Annotated in this window: 27 protein-coding genes; 17 read left to right on the top strand and 10 right to left on the bottom strand. The window is 52.3% G+C overall.

The features are described from left to right. Nucleotides 1-45 precede the first annotated feature (45 nt). From FAH66_RS08445 to FAH66_RS08435, 3 genes are read left to right on the top strand one after another with little or no spacing between them, the layout of a single operon-like run. Nucleotides 46-846: a competence/damage-inducible protein A gene (locus tag FAH66_RS08445; RefSeq protein WP_137041304.1), complete on the top strand. Its 801-nt coding sequence runs from the start codon at nt 46-48 to the stop codon at nt 844-846. Beyond that, nucleotides 846-1472 carry a phosphatase PAP2 family protein gene (locus FAH66_RS08440; protein WP_137041303.1) on the top strand — a complete coding sequence of 209 codons (627 nt, stop codon included), beginning with the start codon at nt 846-848 and terminating at the stop codon, nt 1470-1472. Before FAH66_RS08445 ends, FAH66_RS08440 begins: the two co-directional genes overlap by 1 nt. A 12-nt stretch (nt 1473-1484) precedes the next feature. Beyond that, nucleotides 1485-2435, top strand: a complete 951-nt coding sequence (locus FAH66_RS08435) for a YheT family hydrolase (RefSeq protein WP_137041302.1) — start codon at nt 1485-1487, stop codon at nt 2433-2435. A 95-nt stretch (nt 2436-2530) separates the two neighbouring features. On the opposite strand, the gene FAH66_RS08430 is transcribed toward FAH66_RS08435, so the two are convergent. From FAH66_RS08430 to FAH66_RS08405, 6 genes are all read right to left on the bottom strand, one after another. Next, nucleotides 2531-2824: a helix-turn-helix domain-containing protein gene (locus tag FAH66_RS08430; RefSeq protein WP_049352669.1), complete on the bottom strand. Its 294-nt coding sequence runs from the start codon at nt 2822-2824 to the stop codon at nt 2531-2533. Nucleotides 2825-3228: 404 nt separating this feature from the next. Beyond that, nucleotides 3229-4008 (bottom strand): type I methionyl aminopeptidase, encoded by a 780-nt coding sequence (map, locus tag FAH66_RS08425; protein WP_003683983.1) that lies wholly within the window; start codon nt 4006-4008, stop codon nt 3229-3231. 63 nt (nt 4009-4071) lie between these two features. Beyond that, nucleotides 4072-4677 carry a prolipoprotein diacylglyceryl transferase gene (locus FAH66_RS08420; RefSeq protein WP_137041301.1) on the bottom strand — a complete coding sequence of 202 codons (606 nt, stop codon included), beginning with the start codon at nt 4675-4677 and terminating at the stop codon, nt 4072-4074. 67 nt (nt 4678-4744) lie between these two features. Continuing rightward, nucleotides 4745-5356, bottom strand: a complete 612-nt coding sequence (locus tag FAH66_RS08415; protein ID WP_137041300.1) for a BON domain-containing protein — start codon at nt 5354-5356, stop codon at nt 4745-4747. 73 nt (nt 5357-5429) lie between these two features. Next, the gene (locus tag FAH66_RS08410; protein ID WP_003680645.1) at nt 5430-6023 is read right to left on the bottom strand and encodes a phosphoheptose isomerase; all 594 of its coding nucleotides are present in this window, start codon (nt 6021-6023) and stop codon (nt 5430-5432) included. A gap of 4 nt (nt 6024-6027) precedes the next feature. Further along, the gene (locus tag FAH66_RS08405; RefSeq protein WP_003680646.1) at nt 6028-6375 is read right to left on the bottom strand and encodes a YraN family protein; all 348 of its coding nucleotides are present in this window, start codon (nt 6373-6375) and stop codon (nt 6028-6030) included. 65 nt (nt 6376-6440) lie between these two features. Here FAH66_RS08405 and rsmI point away from each other — a divergent pair, with 65 nt between their 5' ends. After that, nucleotides 6441-7319 carry a 16S rRNA (cytidine(1402)-2'-O)-methyltransferase gene (rsmI, locus tag FAH66_RS08400; protein WP_137041299.1) on the top strand — a complete coding sequence of 293 codons (879 nt, stop codon included), beginning with the start codon at nt 6441-6443 and terminating at the stop codon, nt 7317-7319. Nucleotides 7320-7476: 157 nt separating this feature from the next. Here rsmI and FAH66_RS08395 read toward each other — a convergent pair whose 3' ends face one another. From FAH66_RS08395 to FAH66_RS08385, 3 genes are all read right to left on the bottom strand, one after another. Continuing rightward, nucleotides 7477-8286, bottom strand: a complete 810-nt coding sequence (locus tag FAH66_RS08395; RefSeq protein ID WP_137041298.1) for an alpha/beta hydrolase — start codon at nt 8284-8286, stop codon at nt 7477-7479. A gap of 114 nt (nt 8287-8400) precedes the next feature. After that, on the bottom strand, nt 8401-9390 hold the full coding sequence (locus tag FAH66_RS08390) for a peptidylprolyl isomerase (protein WP_137041297.1): 990 nt from the start codon (nt 9388-9390) through the stop codon (nt 8401-8403). Further along, nucleotides 9387-11786, bottom strand: a complete 2400-nt coding sequence (locus FAH66_RS08385) for an LPS-assembly protein LptD (RefSeq protein ID WP_372512713.1) — start codon at nt 11784-11786, stop codon at nt 9387-9389. The genes FAH66_RS08390 and FAH66_RS08385 overlap by 4 nt, the downstream gene beginning before the upstream one ends. Nucleotides 11787-11855: 69 nt before the next feature. Here FAH66_RS08385 and amgK point away from each other — a divergent pair, with 69 nt between their 5' ends. From amgK to FAH66_RS08370, 3 genes are all read left to right on the top strand, one after another. Next, nucleotides 11856-12860 carry an N-acetylmuramate/N-acetylglucosamine kinase AmgK gene (gene amgK, locus FAH66_RS08380; RefSeq protein ID WP_004520257.1) on the top strand — a complete coding sequence of 335 codons (1005 nt, stop codon included), beginning with the start codon at nt 11856-11858 and terminating at the stop codon, nt 12858-12860. Nucleotides 12861-12943: 83 nt separating this feature from the next. Then, nucleotides 12944-14839: a tRNA uridine-5-carboxymethylaminomethyl(34) synthesis enzyme MnmG gene (gene mnmG / locus FAH66_RS08375; protein ID WP_137041296.1), complete on the top strand. Its 1896-nt coding sequence runs from the start codon at nt 12944-12946 to the stop codon at nt 14837-14839. A gap of 133 nt (nt 14840-14972) precedes the next feature. After that, on the top strand, nt 14973-16427 hold the full coding sequence (locus tag FAH66_RS08370; protein WP_137041295.1) for a KAP family P-loop NTPase fold protein: 1455 nt from the start codon (nt 14973-14975) through the stop codon (nt 16425-16427). A gap of 74 nt (nt 16428-16501) precedes the next feature. On the opposite strand, the gene FAH66_RS08365 is transcribed toward FAH66_RS08370, so the two are convergent. Then, entirely contained in the window at nt 16502-17095 is a 594-nt protein-coding gene (locus FAH66_RS08365; RefSeq protein WP_137041294.1) for a 5-formyltetrahydrofolate cyclo-ligase, read from the bottom strand. A 78-nt stretch (nt 17096-17173) separates the two neighbouring features. Here FAH66_RS08365 and FAH66_RS08360 point away from each other — a divergent pair, with 78 nt between their 5' ends. The 10 genes from FAH66_RS08360 (at nt 17174) to FAH66_RS08305 (ending at nt 24641) form a co-directional block, all read left to right on the top strand. Then, complete coding sequence (locus tag FAH66_RS08360; protein WP_137041293.1) at nt 17174-17416, top strand: hypothetical protein; 243 nt, start codon at nt 17174-17176, stop codon at nt 17414-17416. Nucleotides 17417-17592: 176 nt separating this feature from the next. Beyond that, entirely contained in the window at nt 17593-18321 is a 729-nt protein-coding gene (gene rpsB / locus FAH66_RS08355) for a 30S ribosomal protein S2 (protein ID WP_002230071.1), read from the top strand. 121 nt (nt 18322-18442) lie between these two features. After that, entirely contained in the window at nt 18443-19297 is an 855-nt protein-coding gene (tsf, locus tag FAH66_RS08345; RefSeq protein WP_137041292.1) for a translation elongation factor Ts, read from the top strand. A 219-nt stretch (nt 19298-19516) separates the two neighbouring features. Beyond that, entirely contained in the window at nt 19517-20236 is a 720-nt protein-coding gene (pyrH, locus tag FAH66_RS08335; protein WP_002243681.1) for a UMP kinase, read from the top strand. Between the two features lie 163 nt (nt 20237-20399). Continuing rightward, nucleotides 20400-20870 carry a 23S rRNA (pseudouridine(1915)-N(3))-methyltransferase RlmH gene (rlmH, locus tag FAH66_RS08330; RefSeq protein WP_003682681.1) on the top strand — a complete coding sequence of 157 codons (471 nt, stop codon included), beginning with the start codon at nt 20400-20402 and terminating at the stop codon, nt 20868-20870. A gap of 169 nt (nt 20871-21039) precedes the next feature. After that, entirely contained in the window at nt 21040-21681 is a 642-nt protein-coding gene (gene pyrE / locus FAH66_RS08325) for an orotate phosphoribosyltransferase (protein WP_003682682.1), read from the top strand. 99 nt (nt 21682-21780) lie between these two features. Continuing rightward, entirely contained in the window at nt 21781-22176 is a 396-nt protein-coding gene (locus FAH66_RS08320) for an MJ0042-type zinc finger domain-containing protein (protein WP_137041291.1), read from the top strand. Beyond that, nucleotides 22173-23486: an amino-acid N-acetyltransferase gene (gene argA / locus FAH66_RS08315; protein WP_137041290.1), complete on the top strand. Its 1314-nt coding sequence runs from the start codon at nt 22173-22175 to the stop codon at nt 23484-23486. Before FAH66_RS08320 ends, argA begins: the two co-directional genes overlap by 4 nt. 44 nt (nt 23487-23530) lie before the next feature. After that, nucleotides 23531-24310: an exodeoxyribonuclease III gene (locus FAH66_RS08310; protein WP_137041289.1), complete on the top strand. Its 780-nt coding sequence runs from the start codon at nt 23531-23533 to the stop codon at nt 24308-24310. After that, nucleotides 24297-24641, top strand: coding sequence for a hypothetical protein (locus FAH66_RS08305; protein ID WP_070748538.1), 345 nt, complete (start codon nt 24297-24299; stop codon nt 24639-24641). Before FAH66_RS08310 ends, FAH66_RS08305 begins: the two co-directional genes overlap by 14 nt. Nucleotides 24642-24646 lie beyond the last annotated feature (5 nt).

The following is a 24646-nucleotide window of genomic DNA, read 5'->3' as shown; positions in this document are numbered from 1 at the left end:
TAGGCCGTCTGAATGTTCGGAGGGCCGTATTAAAGAAACCTCATCATGAACGCTTTTAACCTCATCATCATCGGCGACGAAATCCTGCACGGCAGCCGTCAAGACAAGCATTTCTCCTTTTTTAAAGCTTTATTGGAATCGCACGGGCTGAAGCTCAATCAGGTGCAATATCTGCCAGACGAACCCGATTTGCTGGTCAAACAACTGCGCCGCAGTTTTTCAGACGGCCTACCGACTTTTGTTACCGGCGGTATCGGTTCTACGCCTGACGACCACACGCGCCAAGCCGCAGCGGCCGCTTTGGATTTGCCTGTCGTCCGCCATCCTGAAGCCGCCAAGTTTATCGAGGGCGTGACCCAGAAACGCGGCGAATCGCTCGATTCGCCGGAACACGCCCAACGCCTGAAGATGGCGGATTTTCCCGAAGGCGCGGAATTGGTGCCCAATCCGTTTAACAACATCGCCGGATTTTCCATCCGCGAGCATTATTTCTTCCCCGGTTTCCCCGTGATGGCGCACCCGATGGTGGAATGGGTATTGGAAACTTATTACGCCGACCGCTTTAACCAAACCGAACGCGGCAGCCGCAGCGTGTATGTGTTCGACCAACCCGAATCGCGCATTACGCCGATTATGGAACATCTTGAGCGTACCTACGCTGGTATCCGTTCGTACAGCCTGCCAACCGTGGGCCGTACCGATTCAGACGGCCGTTATATTCCGCCGCATATCGAGTTCGGCATTAAAGCGGAAGGCGAGGCCTGCCGCTTGCTGGATGCGGCGTGGGAAGATGCGTTGCAGGGTTTGCAGGCGATTGGCGCGACTTTGAAAGAAACGGTGGAATAATGCATTTATCCCCAGCCCAATCCAGACGCGCACTGACTTTTGCCTCTTTGTTGTTTTTACCGCCTACCCTCATCATCGGCATTTGGCTGGCACAATATGGCGGCTTCGCTTTTGAACCGCCGCTGATGCACGCCGTCCATGCCCACGCGGGAACATGGTTTGACCCGATTGCCACCGTGTTGCACTATCTGGGCAAAACCGCGATTGCCGTGCCGCTGATCGGCGCGGTTGCCGCCGCCCTGTATTTTGCCGATAAGAAGCGCGAAGCGCTGTTTTGCGTGTTGGCGGCATTGGTGCCGACTTTGAACATGCTGATTGTGAAGGTATGGTTTGCCCGCGAACGTCCGCTGCTTTGGCCGCGCCTGATTGAAGAGAGCAATTTTTCCTTTCCCAGCGGCCACAGTACGTTTTCCGCCGCCATTGCCGTCATGTTGATATTGCTTTGCCGTCGCACGCGCTACCGCCGTGCTGCTTGGGTAGGCGGCATTTCCTTTGCCCTGCTGACCGGGTTTTCACGCATTTATTTGGGCGTGCATTATCCCACCGACGTTTGGGCAGGCTGGACAAACGGCACGCTGACTGCATTGCTGGTGTATATGATCATCTTCAGGCCGTCTGAAAAATAGAAGAAATAAATCATGAATACACGTTCACCCAACACGCCTTATTGGCTCAGAAACGGCCATGCCGATACTCTGTTTGCCAAGCTGCTGCAAGGCAAGGTGCCCGACTACCGTCGCGAGCTTCTGCCCGACAGTACCGGCAAAACCCAAGTTGCCTACGATTTTGTCGACAGCGCCGATCCTGATGCGCCGTTGGTGGTTTTGTTCCACGGACTGGAAGGCAGCAGCGAGAGCCATTACGCGGTCGAATTGATGAAAGCCGTACAGCAGCGCGGTTGGAACGGCGTGGTTGCCCATTTCCGCAGTTGCGGCGGCATAGAAAACACCGCGCCCGTGTTCTACCACCTCGGCGATACGCCCGAAATCGCCTTTATGCTCAACACGCTGGCACAACGCTACTCAACCATCTACGCCGTCGGCGTTTCTTTGGGGGGCAATGCCCTGGCCAAATATTTGGGTGAGCAGGGCAGCAATGCCGTTCCACGCGCATCTGCCGTCGTTTCCGCGCCGGTTGATGCCGTAGCGGCCGGTACGCGATTTGATCAGGGCATGACGCGCTTGATTTACACGCGCTATTTTTTAAATTCGCTGTTGCCGAAAGCCCAGGCGATTCCTCAGTTTCAGACGGCCTTAAGCCAGCAAAACTGCAAAACGCTTGGCGACTTTGACGACCGCTTTACCGCGCCGCTACACGGTTTTGCCGACCGCCACGATTACTACCGCCGTAATTCCTGCAAACCGTTTCTGAAAGGCGTGGGTACGCCGTTACTGCTGCTCAATGCCGTCAATGACCCTTTCCTGCCGCCAGAAGCCCTGCCGACCGGGCGGGACGTGTCCTCGGCCGTTACGCTGCTGCAACCGGCATACGGCGGGCATGTCGGTTTTGTCAGCCGCGATCAAGGCCGTCTGAATCTGCAATGGCTGCCACAAATCGTGTTGGACTATTTCAAACAGTATCAGCCGTAAATGGAAAAGGGCATGTATGCAGACATGCCCTTAGGGTGTAGAAAGTAAAAAGGCCGTCTGAAAACGAGTTTCAGACGGCCTTTTGAATAGCTTGATTATTTACCTTTGTCGGCTTTGGCTTCTCTTTTCAGAGAAGCGTACAACTCAGGGTCGCGGTTTTTCAGCAGGGAAGCAACGGCCAAGTCGTCACGGTTAACTTTAGCCAAATCTACGCGCTCGATGTGTACCAAACGCAGCAATTCGCGTACAGGTTTAGGCATATTGCGGCCAGATTCGTAACGGGAACCGCCGGATTGAGTCACACCAATGCGGCTCCAGAAGTCCATTTGGTTCAGGCCGAGTTTTTTACGGATATCGCGGATGTTTTCAATTTTTTCGAACGATTTCATGAATCTTCCTTATTGTGGTATTTGTTGCATGCCTCTAGGCATAAAAATGGGTCTGCAAGAATGCCGGCATCCCTTTCCTGTAGGCTTTTGGGGTGATATGTGGGCGTATTGCAAATGACTGATCTAGATAATTAGACAGTATATTCGAAAGAAGTTTTCCGCTGTCTGCCATAATTTATGTAAATATTTCTTAATTCATTATTTCAGTAAATTTTCATTATATAAATCATTAAATTATGCGCTTATCTTAAATATGGCGTAAGCAAATTTTTACATAATTAAACAATTCAATTTGGGTGAAAACTTAATTTCGAGTTTTTATTCGGTTTTCTAGATTGAGAATGCGAATAAACTTCAGGTCGTCTGAATCTATATTTTCAGATGGCCTGAAGGTTTTTTCAAGGTTAAGGCTTACCGCTGGCAGGGCTGATGGTGAGGATTTCGTAGCCGGTTTCGGTAACCAAAACTTCGTGTTCCCATTGGGCGGAGAGGGAGCGGTCTTTGGTAACCACTGTCCAACCGTCGTTCAGGATGCGCAGATGGCGTTTGCCTTGGTTGATCATCGGCTCGATGGTAAAAATCATGCCCGGTTTGAGGACGAGGCCCTCACCTTTGCGGCCGTAGTGGACTACTTGAGGTGCTTCGTGGAAGCCGCGGCCGATGCCGTGTCCGCAGAATTCCTGCACGACGGAGTAGCCGGCATTTTCGGCAACTTGTTGGCAGGCATAGCCGACGTCGCCGAGGGTGGCGCCGGGTTTGACCGCTTCTATACCCGCCATCATGGAGGCGTGGGTCACGTCGATCAGGCGTTGGGCAATCGGGGAGACTTTGCCGACGGTAAACATACGGCTGGAGTCACCGTGGAAACCGTCTTTTTTAATGGTCAGGTCGATGTTGACGATGTCGCCTTCTTTCAGCGGCTTGTCGTCGGGAATGCCATGGCAGATGACGTGGTTGACGGAGGTGCAACAGGATTTCGGGTAGGGCGGGTTGCCGTAGTTGAGGGGAGCTGGATAACCGCCTTGAACGTTGACGTGGTAGTCGTAAACGAGTTTGTCGATTTCGTTGGTGGTGACGCCGGGTTTGACGAATTGGCCGATGTAATCGAGGGCTTCGGCGACCAAGCGGCCGAGTTCGCGCATTTTTTCGATTTCTTCGGGGGTTTTGATGATGACTTCGTTCATGAGGTTTCCTTCTTGTTTCAGACGGCATGGAGGCCGTCTGAACGGGACGGGTGTGCCGTCTGTTTAAAACAGGTTGTCGAGATTGTCTTTATTGCGCGGTTTGGCTTGTGGTTTTGCCCCAGGCTCGGCTTTCGGAGTCGGTTTGGACTCGGGGGCTTTGGCTTTTTCCGGTTTGTTTTCTACCGCTTGTGCGGCAGGTTTGTTGCTTGCGGCTTTGTTTTCTACCGGCTGGCTGTCTGCTTTAGGTTTGTTTTGAGCGGCAGGGCTGCTGTTGTTGGATGGTGTGTTTTCTGATTTGTCGGCTTCAGTGCGTTTGTTTTCTGTGCGTTTGCCGCGGTGTGCAGCGGCGTGGTCGTTTTTTACACCTTCTTCCGCTTTTTCACCTTTTTCATTTTGTGGGACGACAGGATTGCCGGAGGCAGTTTTTGCGTCGCCGTCCTTGGCAGGCTGAACGGTTTCAGGTTCGACTGCGCCGTTGGGGCGCCAAACTTCAATGCGTGTGTCGGTTTGTTCGGCAGGGCTTTTTTCGGGTACATCGGTTTTGCCGGAGTGTAGGGTGCTGAATACGCCGGCAACCAGGGCTGCGACGGCGATAAAGCTGACAAGGAATAAAGCGCGGATTAGGTGTTTGGGCTTAAGTTGGAAAGGGGTTTTATTATTCTTGGACATGATGGGTCGGGTAATCGTTGGAGGAATGGCCGTCTGAATATTCAGACGGCCCCGGGTTGGCTGTGAATCAGTTGGCAACGTAGTTTTGATAGAGGGTCACGACTTTTTGTACGCCGACGGTCGTGCTGACTTTTTGGGTCACGCGGGCTTGCTCGTCAGGCGTGAGGATGCCCATCACATAGGTCACGTTGCCGTAAGTCACGATTTTGACGCGTGCTTGGGTGGCCGGGCTGAGGCCCAACAGGGAGGCGCGGACTTTGGATGTACCCCAAGTATCGTTGGTCACGTCGCCGAGCGAACGCGCTTGTGAGGCAACGGTGATGTAGTTGTACACGCCTTCTGCGGCTTGTTCGGAACGGGCGATGCGTTCAACAAATTGTTTTTCGCCTTCGGTAGCCACTTGGCCGAGCAGGAGCAGGTGGCGGTTGTAGCCGACCACGTTCAGTTTGGGCTTGTAGCCTTGGACTTGGTTGTTTTGGCGCAGGTAGGAGCGTGCGGTGGTCTCGACGCGCAATGCCATAACGTTGTCGTCGGTTTGCGCGCCGGTGGTGCGGCGGTCGACGGCGGATTTGGTGCCGACGGCTGCACCGCCGATCAGTGCGCCGACGCAGCCGCTTAGACTCAGGCTTAAGAGGGTCGCAGTCAGAACGGGGAGGGCGTAGCGTTTGATATTCTTCATATCCTTTTCCTTGGGTATGGACGGTTGGGTGTTCAGACGGCCTTTAAGGGATGGGCCGTCTGAAAAGAAAGGGTTACATGCCTTCAAGCAGGACGGAGTCGATGCAGTCGCACATGGCGTGAATCAGCAAAATATGGTTTTCCTGAATGCGGGCAGTGCGCGGATAAGGGACGTTGAGCAAAACATCGGTATCTTTGAGCATGGCGGCGATTTTTCCGCCGTCGCGGCCGGTCATGGCGATGACGTGCATGTCGCGTTCGTGTGCCGCTTTGATGGCTTCGATGACGTTGGCTGAATTGCCGGAAGTGGAGATGCCGACCAATACGTCGCCGGCACGTCCGAGTGCACGCACTTGTTTGCTGAATACATGGTCGAAACCGTAGTCGTTGCCGATGGCGGTCAGGGCGGAAGTGTCTGTCGTCAGCGCGACAGCGGCCAATTCCATGCGTTCTTTTTCAAAACGGCCGGTCATTTCTGCGGCGAAGTGCTGCGCGTCGGCAGCCGAACCGCCGTTGCCGCAGGCCAGAATTTTGCCGTCGTTCATCAGGCATTGCAGCATCAGCTCGGCAGCCTGTACGGTCGGCTCGACCAGTACTTTTTCGGCTTCTTGCTTGGCGCGGATGCTCTCGGCAAAATGCGCGGAAACGCGTTCTTGTAATGTTGTCATGAGGTTAACCTGTAATATTTTGAATCCATTCGGGTTGGCCGTCGCCCTCAATCAGTACCGCATCCAGGCGGCAGGGCGCATGGTTTAACCCGTGCTTTTGCAGATAATACTCTACACTTCGTTGCAATTTCAATAATTTGGACGGCGAGATGCTGTATGCGGCACCACCGAAACCTCGGTTTTTGCGGTATTTTACTTCAACAAACACAATCGTACCGCCGTTTTTGACGATTAAATCGATTTCGCCGTAGGCGCAATGCCAGTTCCGCGCCAGCAGCGAGCAGCCTTTGCCCAGCAGGAATGCCAATGCCGCATCTTCGGCCGCCGCCCCCTGTTTGTGGTTTAAGCGCATGAAAAGTTTACCCGTTATATAATCATTGTTTTTAAAGAGACGCCGTTTCAGACGGCCTTGAATCTATGTACACAAAACACCTGCAAAAAGCCGTCGACAGCATCGAAAAACAGACATTATACGTTGTCGCCACACCCATCGGCAATTTAGCCGACATAACGCTGCGCGCGTTGGCCGTTCTGCAAAAGGCCGACATTATCTGCGCCGAGGACACCCGTGTTACCGCCCAGCTTTTGAGTGCGTACGGCATTCAGGGCAAACTCGTGAGCGTGCGCGAACACAACGAGCAGCAAATGGCCGATAAAATCATCGCCCATCTTTCAGACGGCCTGAGCGTCGCCCAAGTTTCGGATGCGGGCACGCCTGCGGTTTGCGATCCCGGTGCGAAACTTGCCGCCCGCGTGCGCGAAGCCGGATTTAAAGTGGTGCCTGTGGTCGGCGCAAGCGCGGTCATGGGGGCGTTGAGCGTGGCCGGGGTGACGGAATCCGATTTTTACTTCAACGGTTTCCTGCCGCCTAAGGCCGGCGAGCGCCAAAAGCTGTTGACCAAATGGGTGGAAGCCGATTTTCCGATTGTGATGTTTGAAACGCCGCACCGTATCGAAGCAAGCCTTGCAGATATGGCCGCGCAGTTCCCCGAACGCCGTTTGACTTTGGCGCGCGAAATCACCAAAACGTTTGAAACCTTCCTCAGCGGCACGGTTGCCGAAATTCAAGCCGCCCTTAAAAACGACAGCAACCAAACGCGTGGCGAGATGGTACTGGTGTTGCACCCTGCGGTGAAAGAGAAACACAGCGATTTGCCCGATGCGGCGCAAAATACCATGAAAATCCTTGCGGCCGAGTTGCCGACCAAACAAGCCGCCGAACTTGCCGCCAAGATTACCGGCGAGAATAAAAAGGCGCTGTATGATTTGGCTTTGGAATGGAAAAAGCAGGGATAATGGCTGATTGGCAAACCGTATATCAAAGGCCGTCTGAACAATAGATTTCAGACGGCCTTTTTATAATTGGATTTTAGAGGGTTTAAAATTGATCCAATAGGTTCAATACGCTTCTAAGTTTGCGTTTCAGACGGCCTCGATGTTTGGCAAACCTGCTTCAACGCTGCCATGCGTTGCGCAAATATTCGATGCAGTCGGTCAGGGCGTAAAACGGGGCGTTGCCGTGATTGGCGTTGGGGTAGAGGGTGAAGCGGACATCTGCGCCGAGGTGGTGCAAAGTGCCGGCAAGGATTTTGGCTTGTGCGACCATGCCGCGGCTGGTTTGGTCGGGACGGTTGTTTCTGCCTTCATGCTCGCCTGCGCCGAGGCGGATGCCGATTCCTTGCGGCAAAGTGTCGGGCAGCCAATCAAGTACGCGGCGGTCTTGCCACCAGATAGACGGCGAAACCAGCAAATAATGGCGGAATCGTTCGGGACGGGTGAACAGGGAATAGAGGCCGTACAGTGCGCCGAACGAATGGCCGAAGATGGCTTGGTTTTGGGTATCGATGCGGTATTTGCTGTCGAGCAGGGCGGAGAGTTCGTCATCGATAAAGCGGCTGAAGCGGTCGGCTTGGCCGTATTGTTTGCGTTCGGATTCGGGCGCGTTGTCGGGCAGCGGCGGCGTGTAGTCGAGTGCGCGTTGGCTTAAGTCGCGGATGGTGCCGCCGGTGTAGCCGATACCGACAATCAGACAGGCGGCATGGCTTTTGGTGATGGGGTTGATGAGCAGGGATTGCGCCATATTGAGGATGGAGGGGAAAAAGGCATCTCCGTCAAGAATATACAGTACGGGATAGCCGCCAGCCGGACGCTCGCCGAGTACCGCGGCTTGAATGCGGTAGGTGCGGCCGGTGTGGGCGGAGGTAACGGAGGTTTCTTCGGCTTGCAGCAGGGTGGCGGTTTGCCAGTTGGGACAGATGGGCATGATGGGGTGCTTTAATCAATGGGTTGCGTGAGGAAAAGGAGAAAAGGCCGTCTGAACAATGGATTTCAGACGGCCTTATTGTACGGATTTCTGCCTTTTTAACAATACGCGCGATTAGCGTACGTCAACGTATGAGCTGCTGTGCAGTTCGCGCAGGAGGTTGGTGGTCGCCTGTTGTGCTTTTTGTTGGGACAGGTATTGGCGGACGGCGTTTTGTTGGCGCTCTTCAGGCGTACCTGCTTCGCGGACGTCGTTCAGCTTGATGATGTGCCAGCCGAATTGGGTGCGGACAGGGGCGCTGATTTGGCCGGGTTTGAGTTTGTGGACGGCTTCTTCAAACGGGGCAACCATCATGCCGTCGGCAAACCAGCCCAAATCGCCGCCATTGCCGGCACTGCTGTCTTGAGAGTATTGGCGTGCCAAACCGCCGAAATCTGCGCCGCTGCGGGCCTGTGAGTAGATTTTGCGGATGGTGCTTTCTGCGCCGACGGCGGCATTGTCGTTGTCGGCTTTAATGAGGATGTGTTGGGCATGGTATTGGCGCACAGGGTCTGCTTCAGGCAGGGTTACGCCTTGTTGTTTGGCCTGCTCGATGTAGCGTGCCACTTCGGAGTCGCTCACGCGGCTGTTTTGCATGATGGCCTGTTGACGCACTTTTTCAACAATAATGCTGTCGGCGATGTCTTGACGGACAGCGGCAGACGGATTTTTGATGTTGGGGTTATGTGCGATAACGGCTTCGATCTCGCTATCGGTCGCTTGGATGTTGCGGCGTTTGCCTGCTTGGAGGATCAGGGATTGATTGATCATTTGTGCCAAAACTTGTTGGCGCAGCTCGTTGTCGTCCATTTGTGTGCCTTTAGGCATGGTTTGACGCGCTTGCGCTACGGCTTGTGCTACTTGGCGGTGGGTAATGACTTCGTTGTCGACAACCGCGGCAATGCCGTCTGAAAGATGTACGCCGCTTTGTACGGCAGGCATGGTGGTGGCGCTGACGGCAGCTGCTTTAGCTGCGCGCGCTTTGGTCGCTTTGGCTTTAGGAGCGGCGTGTGCGCCTACTGCGAGAGTGAGTGCGGCGACGAGAATCAGGGGTTTGAAGTTCATTGTTTGACTACCTCGTTGGTTTTGCTGTAACCGGGGATGGCTAAGCGGAGTTTTTCGAATGGGTTGTTGCCGATATTGCTCAAGTCTTTGAGTTGGAGGTTGAAGAATACGGCGTTTTTGTGGCTGTTTTCGCCGGTAACATAGCGTTGGCCGACCAAGCTTGCGCTCCAGCAGCCACAGTTGCTTTTGTATTCTGCACCGATGAGCATTTCCAGCGGTTTTTTGGCTTCGATTTCGTAGTTGTAACGGGCAACGGCGTACAGGTTTTTACTCAACGGCCATTGGGCGGCAAGGTCGATTTGGCTGAGCCTGTCGTAGAAATAGTCGCCGTTGGCTTGCAGATAGATGCGTTCGTTGCGTCCGTATTTGTAGCGCGCGCTTAAGACTTTGCCGGGTTCGGGGTTGTAGGTAATCCCTGCGGCGTAGCTCTCGGCACGGCTTAGGTTTTGGTTGTAGTGGATGTCCAAATCAATGCGGGTACTCGGAGTAAGGTTGCCGTGTGCAAAGGCTACCCAGTCGGATTGGCTGCGCGGATAATTGCTGACGTTGCCGTCAGGCAGGACGTTGTCTTTTTTGAAATAAAACTTCTGGCCGATACCTGCACGGAAGAGTTCTGCACCGGTATTGGGGTTGAGGATACGGCTTTGTGTGGCCAGCGTCAGGCTGTTGGCCGAATTGATGCGGTCGTTGCCCGAATACAGGTTTTCGCGGAACAGCTGCGAATAGGTAAAGCTGTTTTCGGAGCTGTCGAAATTAGGCAGGTCGTTTTGGGACTTGGTCGGAATGTAGTTGTAAAACAGGCGCGGTTCAAGCGTTTGCAGGTATTCCCCGCCGAAGAGCCGAGCCCTGCGCTCGAAAGTCAGGCCGCTGTCGACGTTGATAATCGGCAGGACGCGGCTGACATTGCGGCCGCTTTGACCGTTGAAGCTGTTGAGGCTGTAATAAGTGGCATGTACGCCGACTTTAGGCCGGATGTAGCCCCATTGGTTGTGGAAATCCCATTTGACGCTTGGGTAGAGTACTACACGGCTGCCGTCTTGCTTGGTATCGTGGTCAAAGTGGGTGAATTGGCCTAATACGTTAAGCTGAGCCTTGCCGATATGGCTTTGCCAACGGCCGGTCAGACGGGGCATGATGGCATAAGGCTCGTCTTTATAACCGTCTTGGTTGGCCAGCGTTTGATATTTTTGTACGCGCAACGAGCCGTCGAAGCTGCCGCCCAACAGTTTGTCGCTGTAATTGAGCCATGCCTGACGGTCGAGGTTGACGTTGCGCGCGATGTCTTCGCGGCCGTAGAAGTCGCGGTAGTAATCGTCGTCAGAAACTTGGTTGTAGTTGATGCCGCCGCTGATTTTGCTGTTCAGCTGCTGCTGGTGTTTCCATTTGAACTGATAGCGGTTGTTGTGGACGCTTTTTTGGTCGTTCGGCATCCAGTCGCCATCGACTTCGCCGCTGTAATTCGGTTGCAAATAACGGACTTGGCCGCCCAGTTGCACGCCGCGTTTGCTGATGATGCCCGGGCGGATGGTGGCATCCAAATTCGGCGCAAGGTTGAAGTAGTAGGGCAGGCTCAGCTCAAGGCCGTCTGAACCTGTGGCAATGGTCGGAACGAGCAGGCCGCTTTTGCGGTTGCCGTTGATGGGGAAGTCCGCCCAAGGCGTGTAGAGGACGGGTACGCCGCCGAATACCAGCGAAGCGTGTTTGGCCACGCCGATGCCTGTCGACTCATCGGCTTCAATGCTTTGTGCTTGGATATACCAGCTGGCATCGCCGGGCGAACAGGTGTTGAATTTGGTGTTGATGAGTTTGTAGAGGCCTTTGCCTTTGAGTTCGGCTTTTTCACTGACACTTTGAAGGCGGCGGCCGCCTTGTTCGGTATTGAGGCGCACGGCGGTGCCGGAACCGGTTTGGTCTTTGAGGTTGTAAACCAATTGGTCGCCGGATACGGTCGAACCGTTTTGATATAGGGTAAAGCGGTCACCGGCGGTAACGGTATCGGTGGCTTGGTCGTATTGCGCCCAATCGGCGTTGAGAACGTCGGCATTGCGCTCGACAATGACGTCGCCTTCGGCACGGACGCCGACTTGGGTCTGACCTTCTATTTTATCGGCGTTGACGCGGGTGTAATCGGCAGGCAGGGCAGGCTCGCCGCTGCGTTTGATTTCGGCGGTTTCGGCCAGCTTGGCATCTTCGTGGTCGCAAAACAGGCAAGTGCTGCCCAAAGAAAGCGGATCGGCTTCGCTTTGGCTGGTTTTTGCCGGTTTGGATGCGGAGGTGTGGGCAGGGGTATAGTCTTCCGCCTGCGGAACAGAAGCATCTTCCGCGCGCACGGCTGTTGCGCCAAAGCTCATAATTAAGGCGAGTACCAAGGGTTTGAGTGAAAATAAACGAGCCAAAATCGCCCCTTAAATCGGTTTGCCAGTTAGAATAGCGGTTATTGTAACCTGAAATTCTGCGATACCGCTATGCAACGACAAACCGAATTACAAAACTGGCTGGAGTCTGTTTACCCGAACCAGCCGTTCGAATTGAGCTTTGCGGCAGCCGATGCTGACTTCCGTCGTTATTTCCGCGCGACGTTTTCAGACGGCCAGACCGTTATCTGTATGGATGCGCCTCCTGAGAAGATGAGTGTTGCTCCTTATTTGAAAGTGCAAAAACTGTTTAACATGGTCAATGTGCCGCAAGTGCTTCATGTGGATGAAGCGTTGGGCTTTATGGTATTGAACGATTTGGGCAATACCACATTCCTGACCGCCATGAATCAGGAAAACAGCGAAACCGCCCACAAAGCCCTGCTGCTCGAAGCCATCGACGAACTGATCGAACTGCAAAAGGCCAGCCAGCCCGGTAAACTGCCGGAATACGACCGCGAAGTCATGCTGCGCGAGATTAACTTGTTCCCCGAATGGTTTGTGGCCAAAGAATTGGGTCGCGAGCTGACTTTCAAGCAACGTCAGTTGTGGCAGCAAACCGTCGACACGCTGTTGCCGCCCTTATTGGCTCAGCCCAAAGTGTATGTCCATCGCGACTTTATCGTCCGCAACCTGATGCTGGCAAAAGGCCGTCCGGGCGTATTGGACTTCCAAGACGCGCTTTACGGCCCGATTTCCTATGATTTGGTGTCGCTGTTGCGCGATGCATTTATCGAATGGGAAGAAGAATTTGTATTGGATTTGGTCATCCGTTACTGGGAAAAAGCGCGCGCTGCCCAGCTGCCTGTGCCTGCCGAGTTTGACGAGTTCTACCGCTGGTTTGAATGGATGGGCGTACAACGCCATTTGAAAGTGGCCGGTATTTTTGCCCGCCTGTACTACCGCGACGGCAAAGACAAATACCGTCCTGAAATCCCGCGCTTCTTGAACTACTTGCGCCGCGTATCGCGCCGTTACAATGATTTGGCGCCGCTTTATGCGTTGCTGGTCGAATTGGTCGGCGATGACGAATTGGAAACAGGCTATACCTTCTAAGCTTGGTTTTTAAGATTTGATTCCACTTTTCAGACGGCCTGATCAACAAAAGGCCGTCTGAAACCTTTACAGAACACATAAACATGACTTACATGATTTACCCCAAAACCTACGACGTGATTGTCGTCGGTGGCGGCCATGCCGGTACCGAAGCCGCGCTTGCCGCCGCACGCATGGGTGCGCAAACCCTGCTGCTCTCGCATAACATCGAAACCCTCGGCCAAATGTCGTGCAATCCCTCCATCGGCGGTATCGGCAAAGGCCATCTTGTGCGCGAACTCGACGCATTAGGCGGCGCAATGGCGTTGGCTACCGACAAATCCGGTATCCAGTTCCGCCGCTTGAATGCCAGCAAAGGCGCGGCAGTACGAGCCACACGCGCGCAGGCCGACCGTATCCTATATAAAGCCGCCATCCGCGAGATGTTGGAAAACCAAGAAAACCTCGACCTTTTCCAACAAGCCGTCGAAGACGTAACGCTTGACGGTGAACGCATCAGCGGCGTGGTGACCGCAATGGGCGTGGAGTTTAAAGCACGCGCCGTCGTGTTGACCGCAGGCACGTTTTTGTCCGGCAAAATCCACATCGGTTTGGAAAACTACGAAGGTGGCCGCGCCGGCGATCCAGCCGCCAAATCCTTGGGCGGTCGTTTACGCGAATTGAACCTGCCTCAAGGCCGTCTGAAAACCGGCACGCCGCCGCGTATTGACGGACGCACGATTGACTTCTCCCAACTGACCGAACAGCCCGGCGACACACCCGTTCCCGTAATGTCTGTACGCGGCAACGCCGATATGCACCCACGCCAAGTGTCCTGCTGGATTACGCATACCAACACGCAAACCCACGACATCATCCGCTCAGGCTTCGACCGCAGCCCGATGTTTACCGGCAAAATCGAAGGCGTAGGTCCGCGTTATTGTCCGTCTATCGAAGACAAAATCAACCGCTTCGCCGACAAAGACAGCCACCAGATTTTCCTCGAACCCGAAGGCCTGACCACGCACGAATACTACCCCAACGGCATCTCCACCAGCCTGCCGTTCGACATCCAAATCGCGCTCGTGCGCAGCATGAAAGGCCTTGAAAAAGCCCATATCCTGCGCCCCGGCTACGCCATCGAATACGACTACTTCGACCCGCGCAACCTCAAAGCCAGCCTCGAAACCAAAACCATCCAAGGCCTCTTCTTCGCCGGACAAATCAACGGTACGACCGGCTACGAAGAAGCTGCCGCGCAAGGCCTACTCGCAGGCGCGAATGCCGTGCAATACGTCCGCGAACAAGACCCGCTCCTGCTGCGCCGCGAACAAGCCTACCTCGGCGTATTGGTGGACGACCTCATCACCAAAGGCGTGAATGAGCCTTACCGCATGTTCACCAGCCGCGCCGAATACCGCCTGCAACTCAGGGAGGACAACGCCGATATGCGCCTGACCGAAGACGGCTACAAAATCGGCTTGGTGGGTGAAGAGCAATGGCGCATGTTTAACGAAAAACGCGAAGCCATCGAACGCGAAATCCAACGTTTGAAAACAACGTGGTACACGCCGCAAAAACTCGCCGAAGACGAACAAATCCGCGTGTTCGGACAAAAACTCAGCCGCGAAGCCAACCTGCACGATTTGTTACGCCGCCCCAACCTCGACTACGCCGCGCTGATGACCCTGCCCGACGCACAGCCTGAAACCGCACTTGCCGACAGCGTGGTCGAACAAGTCGAAATCCAAGTCAAATACCAAGGCTATATCGACCGCCAAAACGAAGAAATCGACAGCCGCCGCGACATCGAAACCTTAAAGTTGCCCGAGGATATCGATTACAGCAAAGTCAAAGGTTTGTCGGCCGAAGTACAGCAAAAGCTCAACCAGCACAAACCCGAAACCGTCGGCCAAGCCAGCCGTATTTCCGGCGTAACGCCTGCGGCAGTGGCATTGCTGATGGTACATTTGAAACGCGGATTTAAAGATGCCAAGTAAGGTTTAATCCGAATAAAGGCCGTCTGAAACTTTCAGACGGCCTTTTTTAATAATTTTTAAAAGAATAAAAACATAAAAACTGATGACAGAGTAAAATACGTTACACAAAACCTATGACAGACAAAGGGATAATATGGAAACTCAAGCTTTAGAAAAAACTTTTGCCACACACGACGAATTTAACCGTAAGCCGATAGCCGAAAACATCATCAGGCTGCTTACCTCAGATATCGACCTTTCCCCTATGGTCATCGATGGCGGCTGGGGAACAGGCAAAACTGAATTTTGCCAAAAGCTGATTCGGCTCATGCAGCAGCAACATCCCGATTACCAGCCTATCTATATTGACGCCTTCCGTTCGGACCACAGCGGAGAGCCTTTACTGGCATTGCTTGCCGAAATCATTAAATCCTGTACGCCTGAAGATACTGATGGACAGCAGTCTGAACGCAAACGTCTCACAAGAGAAATATCGAAATTAGTAAAATTCGGAATAAAAACAGGGGCTAATGCGCTATCCCACTATTTTCTAAAACAAAGTGTGGATGATTTGGCAGAAGAATTTCAACAGATTACAAGTGATGAACAAGAAGCAAAAAATGTAGCAGAAACCGTAACCGATGTTGCTGCCAAAATTACTGACTACACTATCGATGCAACCGTCGAAGCCTTATTGAAAGAACAAATCGAAGCCGAAAAAAATCTGGAGACGCTCAAAGCCTGTCTGACAGAATTGGCAGAGGACAAACCGATTATCCTGTTTATCGACGAACTCGATCGTTGCCGTCCCGATTATGCGGTTGATATGCTGGAAGTTATCAAGCACGTCTTTGATATTGAAAACGTCAAAGTCGTGCTGGTTACGAATACCAAGCAACTGCGCGCGGCGATTAATCATCGGTATGGCGTGGAAGTGGACGCGCAAAAATATTTGGATAAGTTTTTAAAATATAGCTTTGCCTTGCCAGAGAAAGTTGTAGCTCAGTTTGAGGAAAAACAGGATTTGGTTTCAGTTGAATATTTCAAACAGTTGATACAGAGCAACGGTATAACTAGTGAGCTGAAAGGTTTGATTGGACAAGATATAACCATGAATTTCATCAGTAATTTGATTGAACGGAACAATTTATCGCTTAGAGAAACAGAAAGATTAGTCCGATTTTTAGGTATATATCACTCTTTAAGTCAAAAGCTAAGCGGTAATATTAGATGGGAATATGCTGTATTGCGTGTTACAGGTGTATTTATCTTCTGTTTCTATCCTGAATTAATGGATGGTTTTAATAAACATCGCGTTGATACTAAAGATCTTGCTCGATTGTTTAATCTTCAGTCTTTACCTAGCGTCCCATTAAATAGTTATCATATTAATTTTACAGATGTTATTGCTGTGATGCTGATTATGTATAGTAATATTAAAGATACAAGTTTTACATTTGTAATACCTCAGCATCAAGAATATTGGGAAAAGCATATAAATGAAGTTTTTTTTGAAAATCCATATATTTTCCCTCGTGGAATAGATGGGGTTCTTTCCATCATGAAAGAAACTTTCCGAGTGCTTAGTCTTGAGCAAGCAGCACAATAAAATTAAATGCCGTCTGAAACTCCAAAATCAGGTTTCAGACGGCCTTTAATCATTTTAATAAACCGATAATTATCCTATCGAGGCCGTCTGAATTTCAATACACCAAGCTCGGAAACAAAGCCGTTTAGGGGAATGTCGTGGGGTTCGGTCGGCAGGGTGTCGGTCAGTTGGCAGCCGAAGCCTACGCCCAGGGTTTGGGTTTGCAGGCGGTATTTCATGGCGGAGAGGGTGGCGTCGTAATAGCCGCCAGCCTGTCCGAGGCGGTAGCCGCGTTTATCGATGCCGACGATAGGGACAATCAGTAGGCTGAGTTGGTGGACGCGGATTTTTTTGCCGGTAAATTGGGGGACGCTCAATTTGGCGCGGCCGCGTTTGCGTTCTTGTTTGGTGCCGTCGGCAGGGTAGGGGGTGAACCACATCCGCCGCGTGTTCGGTTCGATATAGGGCAGGTAGAGTTTGGCGCCGCGTTTTTGTGCGGCACGGACAAAGCCGTCCAAACGCAATTCCTTGCCTATCGGCCAATACACACCGATTTTCCGTCCTTTTTTGATGTAGGGCTTGAGCAGGCGGTTGATGGTTTCGGTGGCGGCGTTTCGCTCGTCGGCGCTCATTTGGGCGCGTGCGCGGCGGAACTGTTTGCGTAGTGCCGATTTTTCGGGATTCCTCATTTTCAGACGGCCTTTCGGGATTGCGGTAGAATGTTGCGATTATAACGATTTTGTTAACATTCAAACAGGACGCACACGATGTGGCACATTATCGTCATCGGCTATCTTTTTGTCGCCGTGATGTTTTCCGCCGCGCAGCCCAGCATTGCGCGCGCGTTGATTTATTTGTTTTTTTGGGCAGTGTTGCCCACTGTGTTCACGGTCTTCGTCGTGACCATCCGCCGCCGCAACCGCCTGATGAAACGGCAGGAACAGACGGAGTTTGAAGCAGCCCGCCAAAAGGCGGTAGAGGCGGATGAAAAACAGGATGGAAAGGTATAAAATCCCTTTTCAGACGGCCTCTTATCCGCTATAATCCATAAGTTTTCCATTTCGGAAACACTCTTTTATTTTTTAAAACTTATGCCCACTTTCGCCGAAGGGTGCTTGACAATAGGCGCAGCCTATCAAGTTCTATGCGATTGAATGTGTGCTCTTAACCCTTTCAAGGAAATAAAATGTCTCAAATTACTATGCGTCAGATGATTGAAGCCGGTGTTCACTTCGGTCACCAAACCCGTTTCTGGAACCCGAAAATGGCTCAATACATTTTCGGTGCGCGCAACAAAATCCATATCGTAAACTTGGAAAAAACCCTGCCGATGTTCCAAGAGGCGCAAGAAGCCGTACGTCGTCTGGTTGCCAACAAAGGTACAGTATTGTTCGTAGGTACCAAACGCCAAGCCCGCGACATCATCCGCGAAGAAGCTACCCGTGCCGGTATGCCTTTCGTTGATTACCGCTGGTTGGGTGGTATGCTGACTAACTACAAAACCGTTAAGCAATCCATCAAACGCCTGGAAGAAAAAACTGCTGCCCTGGAAAACGCTGCTGAAGGCGGTTTCAACAAAAAAGAAATTCTGGAAATGCAACGCGACGTTGAAAAACTGGAACGTTCTTTGGGCGGTATCAAAAACATGAAAGGCCTGCCTGACGCGATTTTCGTTATCGATACCGGCTACCAAAAAGGTACTCTGGTTGAGGCTGAAAAACTGGGCATCCCTGTTATCGCCGTAGTCGATACCAACAACAGCCCTGACGGCGTGAAATACGTTATCCCCGGTAACGATGACTCCGCCAAAGCTATCCGCCTGTACTGCCGCGGCATCGCCGACGCAGTTTTGGAAGGCAAAAACCAAGCGCTGCAAGAAACCGTAGCCGCTGCCCAAGAAGCTGCTGCCGAGTAATCCGGCAAACCGAAGAGGGGCGTTATGCCCCTTTTCTCAAATCCCGTTCTGAAACCTTTTCAGACGACCCCATTCCCAAACACGGATACCCCGTGTTTCCCCAAAATCTAGGAGATTCAAAATGGCAGAAATTACTGCAAAAATGGTTGCCGACCTGCGCGCCGCTACCGGCCTGGGCATGATGGAATGCAAAAAAGCCTTGGTTGAAGCTGAAGGCAACTTCGACAAAGCCGAAGAAATCCTGCGTATTAAATCTGGTGCGAAAGCCGGCAAACTGGCCGGCCGTACCGCTGCCGAAGGCGTATTGGCTTACGCCATCAACGGCAATGTCGGCGCATTGGTTGAAGTAAACTGCGAAACCGACTTCGTTGCCAAAGACGCAGGCTTCGTAGAATTCGCCAACTTCGTTGCGAAAACTGCTGCCGAGAAGAAACCGGCTACCGTTGAAGAACTGAGCGAACTGGTCGAAGCAGAACGCAAAGCCATCATCGCTAAATTGGGCGAGAACATGTCTGTCCGCCGCTTCCAAGTGATCGACACAGCCAACCAACTGGTTGCCTACATCCACGGCGCATTGGCTACCGAAGGCGTATTGGTTGAGTTCAAAGGCTCTGAAGACGTAGCGCGTAAAATCGGTATGCACATCGTTGCCGCCAAACCGCAATGCGTAACCGAAGCCGAAGTAGATGCCGAAACCATCGAAAAAGAACGCCACATCTACACTGAGCAAGCCATCGCTTCCGGCAAACCTGCCGACATCGCCGCTAAAATGGTTGAAGGCCGTATCCGCAAATTCTTGGCAGAAATCACTCTGAACGGCCAAGCATTCGTAATGAACCCTGACCAAACTGTTGCCCAATTCGCTAAAGAAAACGGCACCGAAGTTGTCAGCTTCGTACGTTACAAAGTAGGCGACGGTATCGAAAAAGCCGTTGTCGACTACGCAGCCGAAGTTGCCGCTGCTGCTAAAGTGTAAGGCTGAGATGAAAAAGAAAGCACCTGGATTCCAAACGAATCAGGGTGCTTTTTTTTGAGAAAACCGTTTACGGTACCTATTTTAAGACGGCCGAATATTCAGGCTGTCTGAAAACCAAAACAATAATAGAACAACACGCCATATCATTGTAATCCGACCGTTTGAAAATTCAGACGGCCCAAACTCCGACCGACGACATTCAAGAAAGCAAGGTATCCCATGACACAGCAAATCAAATACAAACGCGTATTACTGAAACTCTCCGGTGAATCCCTGATGGGTTCCGATCCGTTCGGCATCAATCACGATACCATCGTTCAAACTGTCGGCGAAATTGCCGAAGTCGTTAAAATGGGCGTGCAAGTCGGTATCGTTGTCGGCGGCGGTAACATTTTCCGCGGCGTATCTGCACAAGCAGGCAGCATGGACCGCGCCACTGCCGACTACATGGGCATGATGGCAACTGTAATGAACGCGTTGGCACTTAAAGACGCATTTGAAACTTTGGGCATCAAAGCGCGCGTACAATCCGCACTGTCTATGCAGCAAATCGCTGAAACTTACGCCCGTCCTAAAGCCATTCAATATTTGGAAGAAGGCAAAGTCGTGATTTTTGCCGCCGGTACCGGTAACCCGTTCTTCACGACCGATACTGCCGCCGCATTGCGTGGTGCGGAAATGAACTGCGACGTGATGCTCAAAGCCACCAACGTTGACGGCGTGTACACCGCAGATCCGAAAAAAGATCCATCTGCAACACGCTACGAAACCATTACTTTTGACGAAGCCTTGTTGAAAAACCTCAAAGTGATGGATGCCACCGCTTTCGCTCTCTGCCGAGAACGCAAGCTCAATATCGTGGTATTCGGCATTGCTAAAGAAGGCTCGCTCAAACGCGTGGTAACCGGCGAAAACGAAGGTACACTGGTTCACTGCTAATCATTGAAAGGCCGTCTGAAACAGCCGAACGGGATACATTCGGCTTTCAGACGGCCTTTTATTTTCAGTCGGTTGAGGTGGGTATTGGCTCATGGTTTGAAAAGGTTAAGAACTTGCTTGACCATAATCCCCAACCGACAATTCGATAACAAAAGGATACTCCATGAATATCACCGTCTTGGCTGTCGGCACGAAAATGCCGCGTTGGGTGGATGAAGCCGTCGGCGAGTATGCCAAACGCTTCGGGCGCGATGTTAATTATGCGCTGAAAGAAATCAAGCCCGAAAAACGCGGCGCGGGTGTGAATGCGGCTCAGGGTATGGCGGCTGAAGAAAAACGCCTGTTGGAAGCCATACCGCAGGGCGCGTTTTTGGTGGTATTGGACGAGCGCGGCAAAGCGCCGACTTCGGTTGAATTGGCACAACATTTGAAAGGCTGGCAGCAAAACGGCGAACACGTCTGCTTTATTATCGGCGGTGCAGACGGCATGACCGACCGTTTGAAACAGCAGGCAAACATGATGATGCGCCTTTCCAGCCTGACCTTGCCGCACGGCATGGTGCGCGTTTTATTGACCGAGCAGCTTTATCGCGCCGTTTCGATTTTGCACAATCATCCGTATCATCGGGAATAATCCGTTTTGTTGCAGGGATAAGACGGCAATGCCGCCTTGTCGGTTTGAAAGGGAATAGGGCAAGTCGGTTTAAAGCGGGGTTGAACCTGTTTTCAGACGGCCTGATTTTTCCGCATGAATCCTTTATAATCGTTTCTTTGATAAATCAACATCTTTCGGGAGAACCCAAATGTCCGATTTCCGTCAAGACTTCCTCAAATTCGCTTTGGCACAAAACGTATTGAAATTCGGCGAATTTACGACTAAGGCCGGCCGTCAGTCGCCTTATTTTTTCAATGCCGGTTTGTTTAATGACGGCGCATCGACTTTGCAACTGGCGAAGTTTTACGCCGAGGCCATTATTGCCAGCGGCGTGAAGTTCGATATGCTGTTCGGCCCAGCCTATAAAGGCATTATTTTGGCGGCGGCAACAGCGATGATGTTGGCGGAAAAAGGCGTAAACGTACCGTTTGCCTACAATCGCAAAGAAGCCAAAGACCACGGCGAAGGCGGTGTGTTAGTGGGCGCGCCTTTGAAAGGCCGCGTGCTGATTATCGATGATGTGATTTCCGCCGGTACATCCGTGCGCGAGTCGGTCAAACTGATTGAGGCCGAAGGCGCAACGCCTGCCGCAGTGGCTATTGCGCTCGACCGTATGGAAAAAGGCACGGGCGAATTGTCAGCGGTGCAGGAAGTCGAAAAACAATACGGCCTGCCGGTGGTTTCGATTGCCAACTTGAACGACTTGTTTACGCTTTTGCAAAACAATGCCGAATTTGGCGGCTTCTTCGAGCCGGTCAAAGCCTATCGCGAACGTTACGGCGCGGTTTAAACCATAACATCATGCTCAGGTCGTCTGAAACATTTTTCAGACGGCCTGAAACATTGGCTAAAATATATTTTTGATTCAATACACTTACGGAAAATACTCATGCCTGCTTGTTCTTGTCCTCATTGTAAAACACCGCATTGGGTGAAAGATGCCCAGTTGAACGTGGCGCAGGGTTTCGTGGTCTGCACGCGTTGTTCGGGGATGTTTAAGGCCAAGGATTATCTGTCGGGCAACTTGCCGGCCGATCCGGCCCATCTGCCTGTGGCGGTAACGGATGTGCGCCTCGTGCATAATATCGGTGCGCAAATCCTCAAACATTCCAAACTCTCGCGCAAAGAAATTTCCGATTTGCTCAACAGCGCGCTCAAGGAAGAGCCTAAGGCAGAAGAGCAGGCGGCGGTCAAAACGCGCAAGGGCGGTTTCAACTGGACTTTGGCATCGCTGATTGCGCTGACGGTTTTGATTATGCAACTCTTTTATCTTGCCCTGCTATGAGTGCCATCGCCCATTTTGTCGCCAGCTTTCGTGAGGCCGCGCCCTATATCCAGTATTTGCGCGGTAAAACCATGGTAGTCGGCGTGACCGACAGCCTGTTGGAAGGCGAAACCTTGATTCGTTTGGCCGCAGATTTGAACCTGTTGGCCAGCTTGGGCTTGCGTTTGGTCTTGGTACACGGTTCGCGGCATTTGCTCGACAAATTGGCTTCGGGTCGGAATTTTGTTCCGAAATACAGCGGCAGCCGCCGGATTACCGATGAAGCGACTTTGATGGAAGTGAAGCAGGTGGCGGGGATTATCCGCAGCGATGTGGAAGCAGCCTTGTTCAGCAGCGTATCTGCACCGCAACGGAGCAAGCCGCCGGTTATCGCGTGTGGCAACTTTATTACCGCCCGGCCGTTGGGCGTTATCGATGGTGTGGACATGGGCTATACCGGTACCGTCCGCAAAATTGACGCGGAAGAAATCCGTTTGCGTTTGGATGGCGGCGCGGTGGTGCTTATCAGTCCCTTGGGACATTCGTACAGTGGCAAAACCTTCAATCTGAGTATGTGCGAAACCGCTCAGGAAGTGGCAATGGCTTTGCAGGCGGAGAAGCTGGTTTTCTTAACCGAAGAAGCCGGTATCCGCCGTGCCGACGGCTCGTTGGCCAATACTTTGTCTGTCGGCGAAGTGCAGGAATTGATACACGACAATCCGGATGCGCCGGCCGATTTATTGCATGCGGCGGTAGGCGCGTTGGAAAACGGCGTATCGCGGGTGCAGATTCTCAACGGCCGTGAAGACGGCAGCCTGTTGCGCGAGCTGTTTACCCGCGAGGGTAGCGGTACATCTATTGCGCGCGAGCCGTTTGTTTCCATCCGTCAGGCACGCAGCGACGACATTCCGCACATCATTGCCTTAATCCGTCCGCTGGCGGAACAAGGCATCTTGTTACACCGCAGCCGCGAGTATTTGGAAAACCATATTTCCAGTTTTTCTGTATTGGAACATGATCAAAACATTTACGGCTGTGTGGCGTTGAAAACCTTTTCCGAACCGGACTGCGGCGAATTGGCCTGTCTGGTGGTGTCGCCCGAAGCACGCGATGGCGGATACGGCGAATTGCTGTTGGAACATCTGTTTCAAAAAGCGCGTGCCTTAAATATCAAAACGCTTTTCGCCTTATCCACGCACACGGGCGAATGGTTTGTCGAACGGGGCTTTCAGACGGCCTCAGCCGATGACCTGCCTGCCGAACGCCGACATGAATACAATGCCAATGGTCGCAATTCCAAAGTATTTGTTTATGACTTGCAGGCCGTCTGAAAACCTCAATCCTATTATCCGTTTTTAAAAATCACGCAAATCTTATGTTGAAAATCATCTCTGCCAACGTCAACGGCATCCGCTCCGCCTATAAAAAAGGTTTTTATGAATACATCGCCGCCTCCGGTGCCGACATCGTCTGCGTGCAGGAACTGAAAGCTCAAGAGGCCGACCTGTCAGACGATATGAAAAATCCGCACGGTATGCACGGCTACTGGCATTGTGCCGAAAAGCGCGGTTACAGCGGCGTGGCGGTGTACAGCAAACGCAAACCCGACAATGTGCAAATCGGCATGGGCATTGAGGAATTTGACAGGGAAGGCCGTTTTGTCCGTTGCGATTTCGGCAAGTTGTCGGTAATTTCGCTGTATCTGCCCAGCGGCAGCAGCGCGGAAGAGCGCCAACAAGTGAAATACCGCTTTCTGGACGCGTTCTATCCCATGCTCGAAGCCATGAAAAACGAAGGACGCGACATCGTCGTCTGCGGAGACTGGAACATTGCCCACCAAAACATCGACCTGAAAAACTGGAAAGGCAACCAGAAAAACTCAGGCTTCCTGCCGGAAGAGCGCGAATGGATAGGCAAAGTCATCCATACGCTCGGCTGGACGGATATGTGGCGCACACTTTATCCCGATGTGCCGGGCTATACCTGGTGGAGCAACCGCGGACAAGCGTATGCGAAAGATGTTGGGTGGCGTATCGATTATCAGATGGTTACGCCGGAGTTGGCCGCCAAAGCCGTTTCCGCACATGTTTATAAAGACGAAAAATTCTCGGATCACGCCCCTTTAGTTGTGGAGTATGACTATGTTGCCGAATAAGGTTTTGGGTAAATATGACTGGAATGTAAACGGCAAAACCGGCGTAGGCGCGGCGTGGGTCGTGGCAGCATTTGTGCTGCCTATGCTGGTGTGGGCGGTGTTTATGCTGGCGCGGATGTCCGGCTTGGTTACACCGACCAAGGCAAATCCGACTTGGGCGTTGGTATGGCTGCTGTTTTCCCTGCCTTGCCTGCTGATTGCTGCCAAATGCTTTGCTTGGAAGGGTTGGCGACTGATTGCCAACATCGTACTTTGTCTGGCGACTTGTGCCATCCTCAGCGTGCCTGCCGCATTGCTGATTGCATTTACACTCAACGACTTGCTCAAATAGGCCGT

The organism is Neisseria subflava (assembly GCF_005221305.1).
Lineage (GTDB): Bacteria > Pseudomonadota > Gammaproteobacteria > Burkholderiales > Neisseriaceae > Neisseria > Neisseria subflava.
Note: the sequence above shows the minus strand (reverse complement) of the source record. Positions and strands in the feature narration are given on the sequence as shown.

Coding starts and splice junctions, on each gene's coding strand:
- FAH66_RS08445 (WP_137041304.1), top strand. CDS start 46: ATGAACGCTTTTAACCTCATCATCATCGGCGACGAAATCCTGCACGGC.
- FAH66_RS08440 (WP_137041303.1), top strand. CDS start 846: ATGCATTTATCCCCAGCCCAATCCAGACGCGCACTGACTTTTGCCTCT.
- FAH66_RS08435 (WP_137041302.1), top strand. CDS start 1,485: ATGAATACACGTTCACCCAACACGCCTTATTGGCTCAGAAACGGCCAT.
- FAH66_RS08430 (WP_049352669.1), bottom strand. CDS start 2,824: ATGAAATCGTTCGAAAAAATTGAAAACATCCGCGATATCCGTAAAAAA.
- map (WP_003683983.1), bottom strand. CDS start 4,008: ATGAACGAAGTCATCATCAAAACCCCCGAAGAAATCGAAAAAATGCGC.
- FAH66_RS08420 (WP_137041301.1), bottom strand. CDS start 4,677: ATGTCCAAGAATAATAAAACCCCTTTCCAACTTAAGCCCAAACACCTA.
- FAH66_RS08415 (WP_137041300.1), bottom strand. CDS start 5,356: ATGAAGAATATCAAACGCTACGCCCTCCCCGTTCTGACTGCGACCCTC.
- FAH66_RS08410 (WP_003680645.1), bottom strand. CDS start 6,023: ATGACAACATTACAAGAACGCGTTTCCGCGCATTTTGCCGAGAGCATC.
- FAH66_RS08405 (WP_003680646.1), bottom strand. CDS start 6,375: ATGCGCTTAAACCACAAACAGGGGGCGGCGGCCGAAGATGCGGCATTG.
- rsmI (WP_137041299.1), top strand. CDS start 6,441: ATGTACACAAAACACCTGCAAAAAGCCGTCGACAGCATCGAAAAACAG.
- FAH66_RS08395 (WP_137041298.1), bottom strand. CDS start 8,286: ATGCCCATCTGTCCCAACTGGCAAACCGCCACCCTGCTGCAAGCCGAA.
- FAH66_RS08390 (WP_137041297.1), bottom strand. CDS start 9,390: ATGAACTTCAAACCCCTGATTCTCGTCGCCGCACTCACTCTCGCAGTA.
- amgK (WP_004520257.1), top strand. CDS start 11,856: ATGCAACGACAAACCGAATTACAAAACTGGCTGGAGTCTGTTTACCCG.
- mnmG (WP_137041296.1), top strand. CDS start 12,944: ATGACTTACATGATTTACCCCAAAACCTACGACGTGATTGTCGTCGGT.
- FAH66_RS08370 (WP_137041295.1), top strand. CDS start 14,973: ATGGAAACTCAAGCTTTAGAAAAAACTTTTGCCACACACGACGAATTT.
- FAH66_RS08365 (WP_137041294.1), bottom strand. CDS start 17,095: ATGAGGAATCCCGAAAAATCGGCACTACGCAAACAGTTCCGCCGCGCA.
- FAH66_RS08360 (WP_137041293.1), top strand. CDS start 17,174: ATGTGGCACATTATCGTCATCGGCTATCTTTTTGTCGCCGTGATGTTT.
- rpsB (WP_002230071.1), top strand. CDS start 17,593: ATGTCTCAAATTACTATGCGTCAGATGATTGAAGCCGGTGTTCACTTC.
- tsf (WP_137041292.1), top strand. CDS start 18,443: ATGGCAGAAATTACTGCAAAAATGGTTGCCGACCTGCGCGCCGCTACC.
- pyrH (WP_002243681.1), top strand. CDS start 19,517: ATGACACAGCAAATCAAATACAAACGCGTATTACTGAAACTCTCCGGT.
- rlmH (WP_003682681.1), top strand. CDS start 20,400: ATGAATATCACCGTCTTGGCTGTCGGCACGAAAATGCCGCGTTGGGTG.
- pyrE (WP_003682682.1), top strand. CDS start 21,040: ATGTCCGATTTCCGTCAAGACTTCCTCAAATTCGCTTTGGCACAAAAC.
- FAH66_RS08320 (WP_137041291.1), top strand. CDS start 21,781: ATGCCTGCTTGTTCTTGTCCTCATTGTAAAACACCGCATTGGGTGAAA.
- argA (WP_137041290.1), top strand. CDS start 22,173: ATGAGTGCCATCGCCCATTTTGTCGCCAGCTTTCGTGAGGCCGCGCCC.
- FAH66_RS08310 (WP_137041289.1), top strand. CDS start 23,531: ATGTTGAAAATCATCTCTGCCAACGTCAACGGCATCCGCTCCGCCTAT.
- FAH66_RS08305 (WP_070748538.1), top strand. CDS start 24,297: ATGTTGCCGAATAAGGTTTTGGGTAAATATGACTGGAATGTAAACGGC.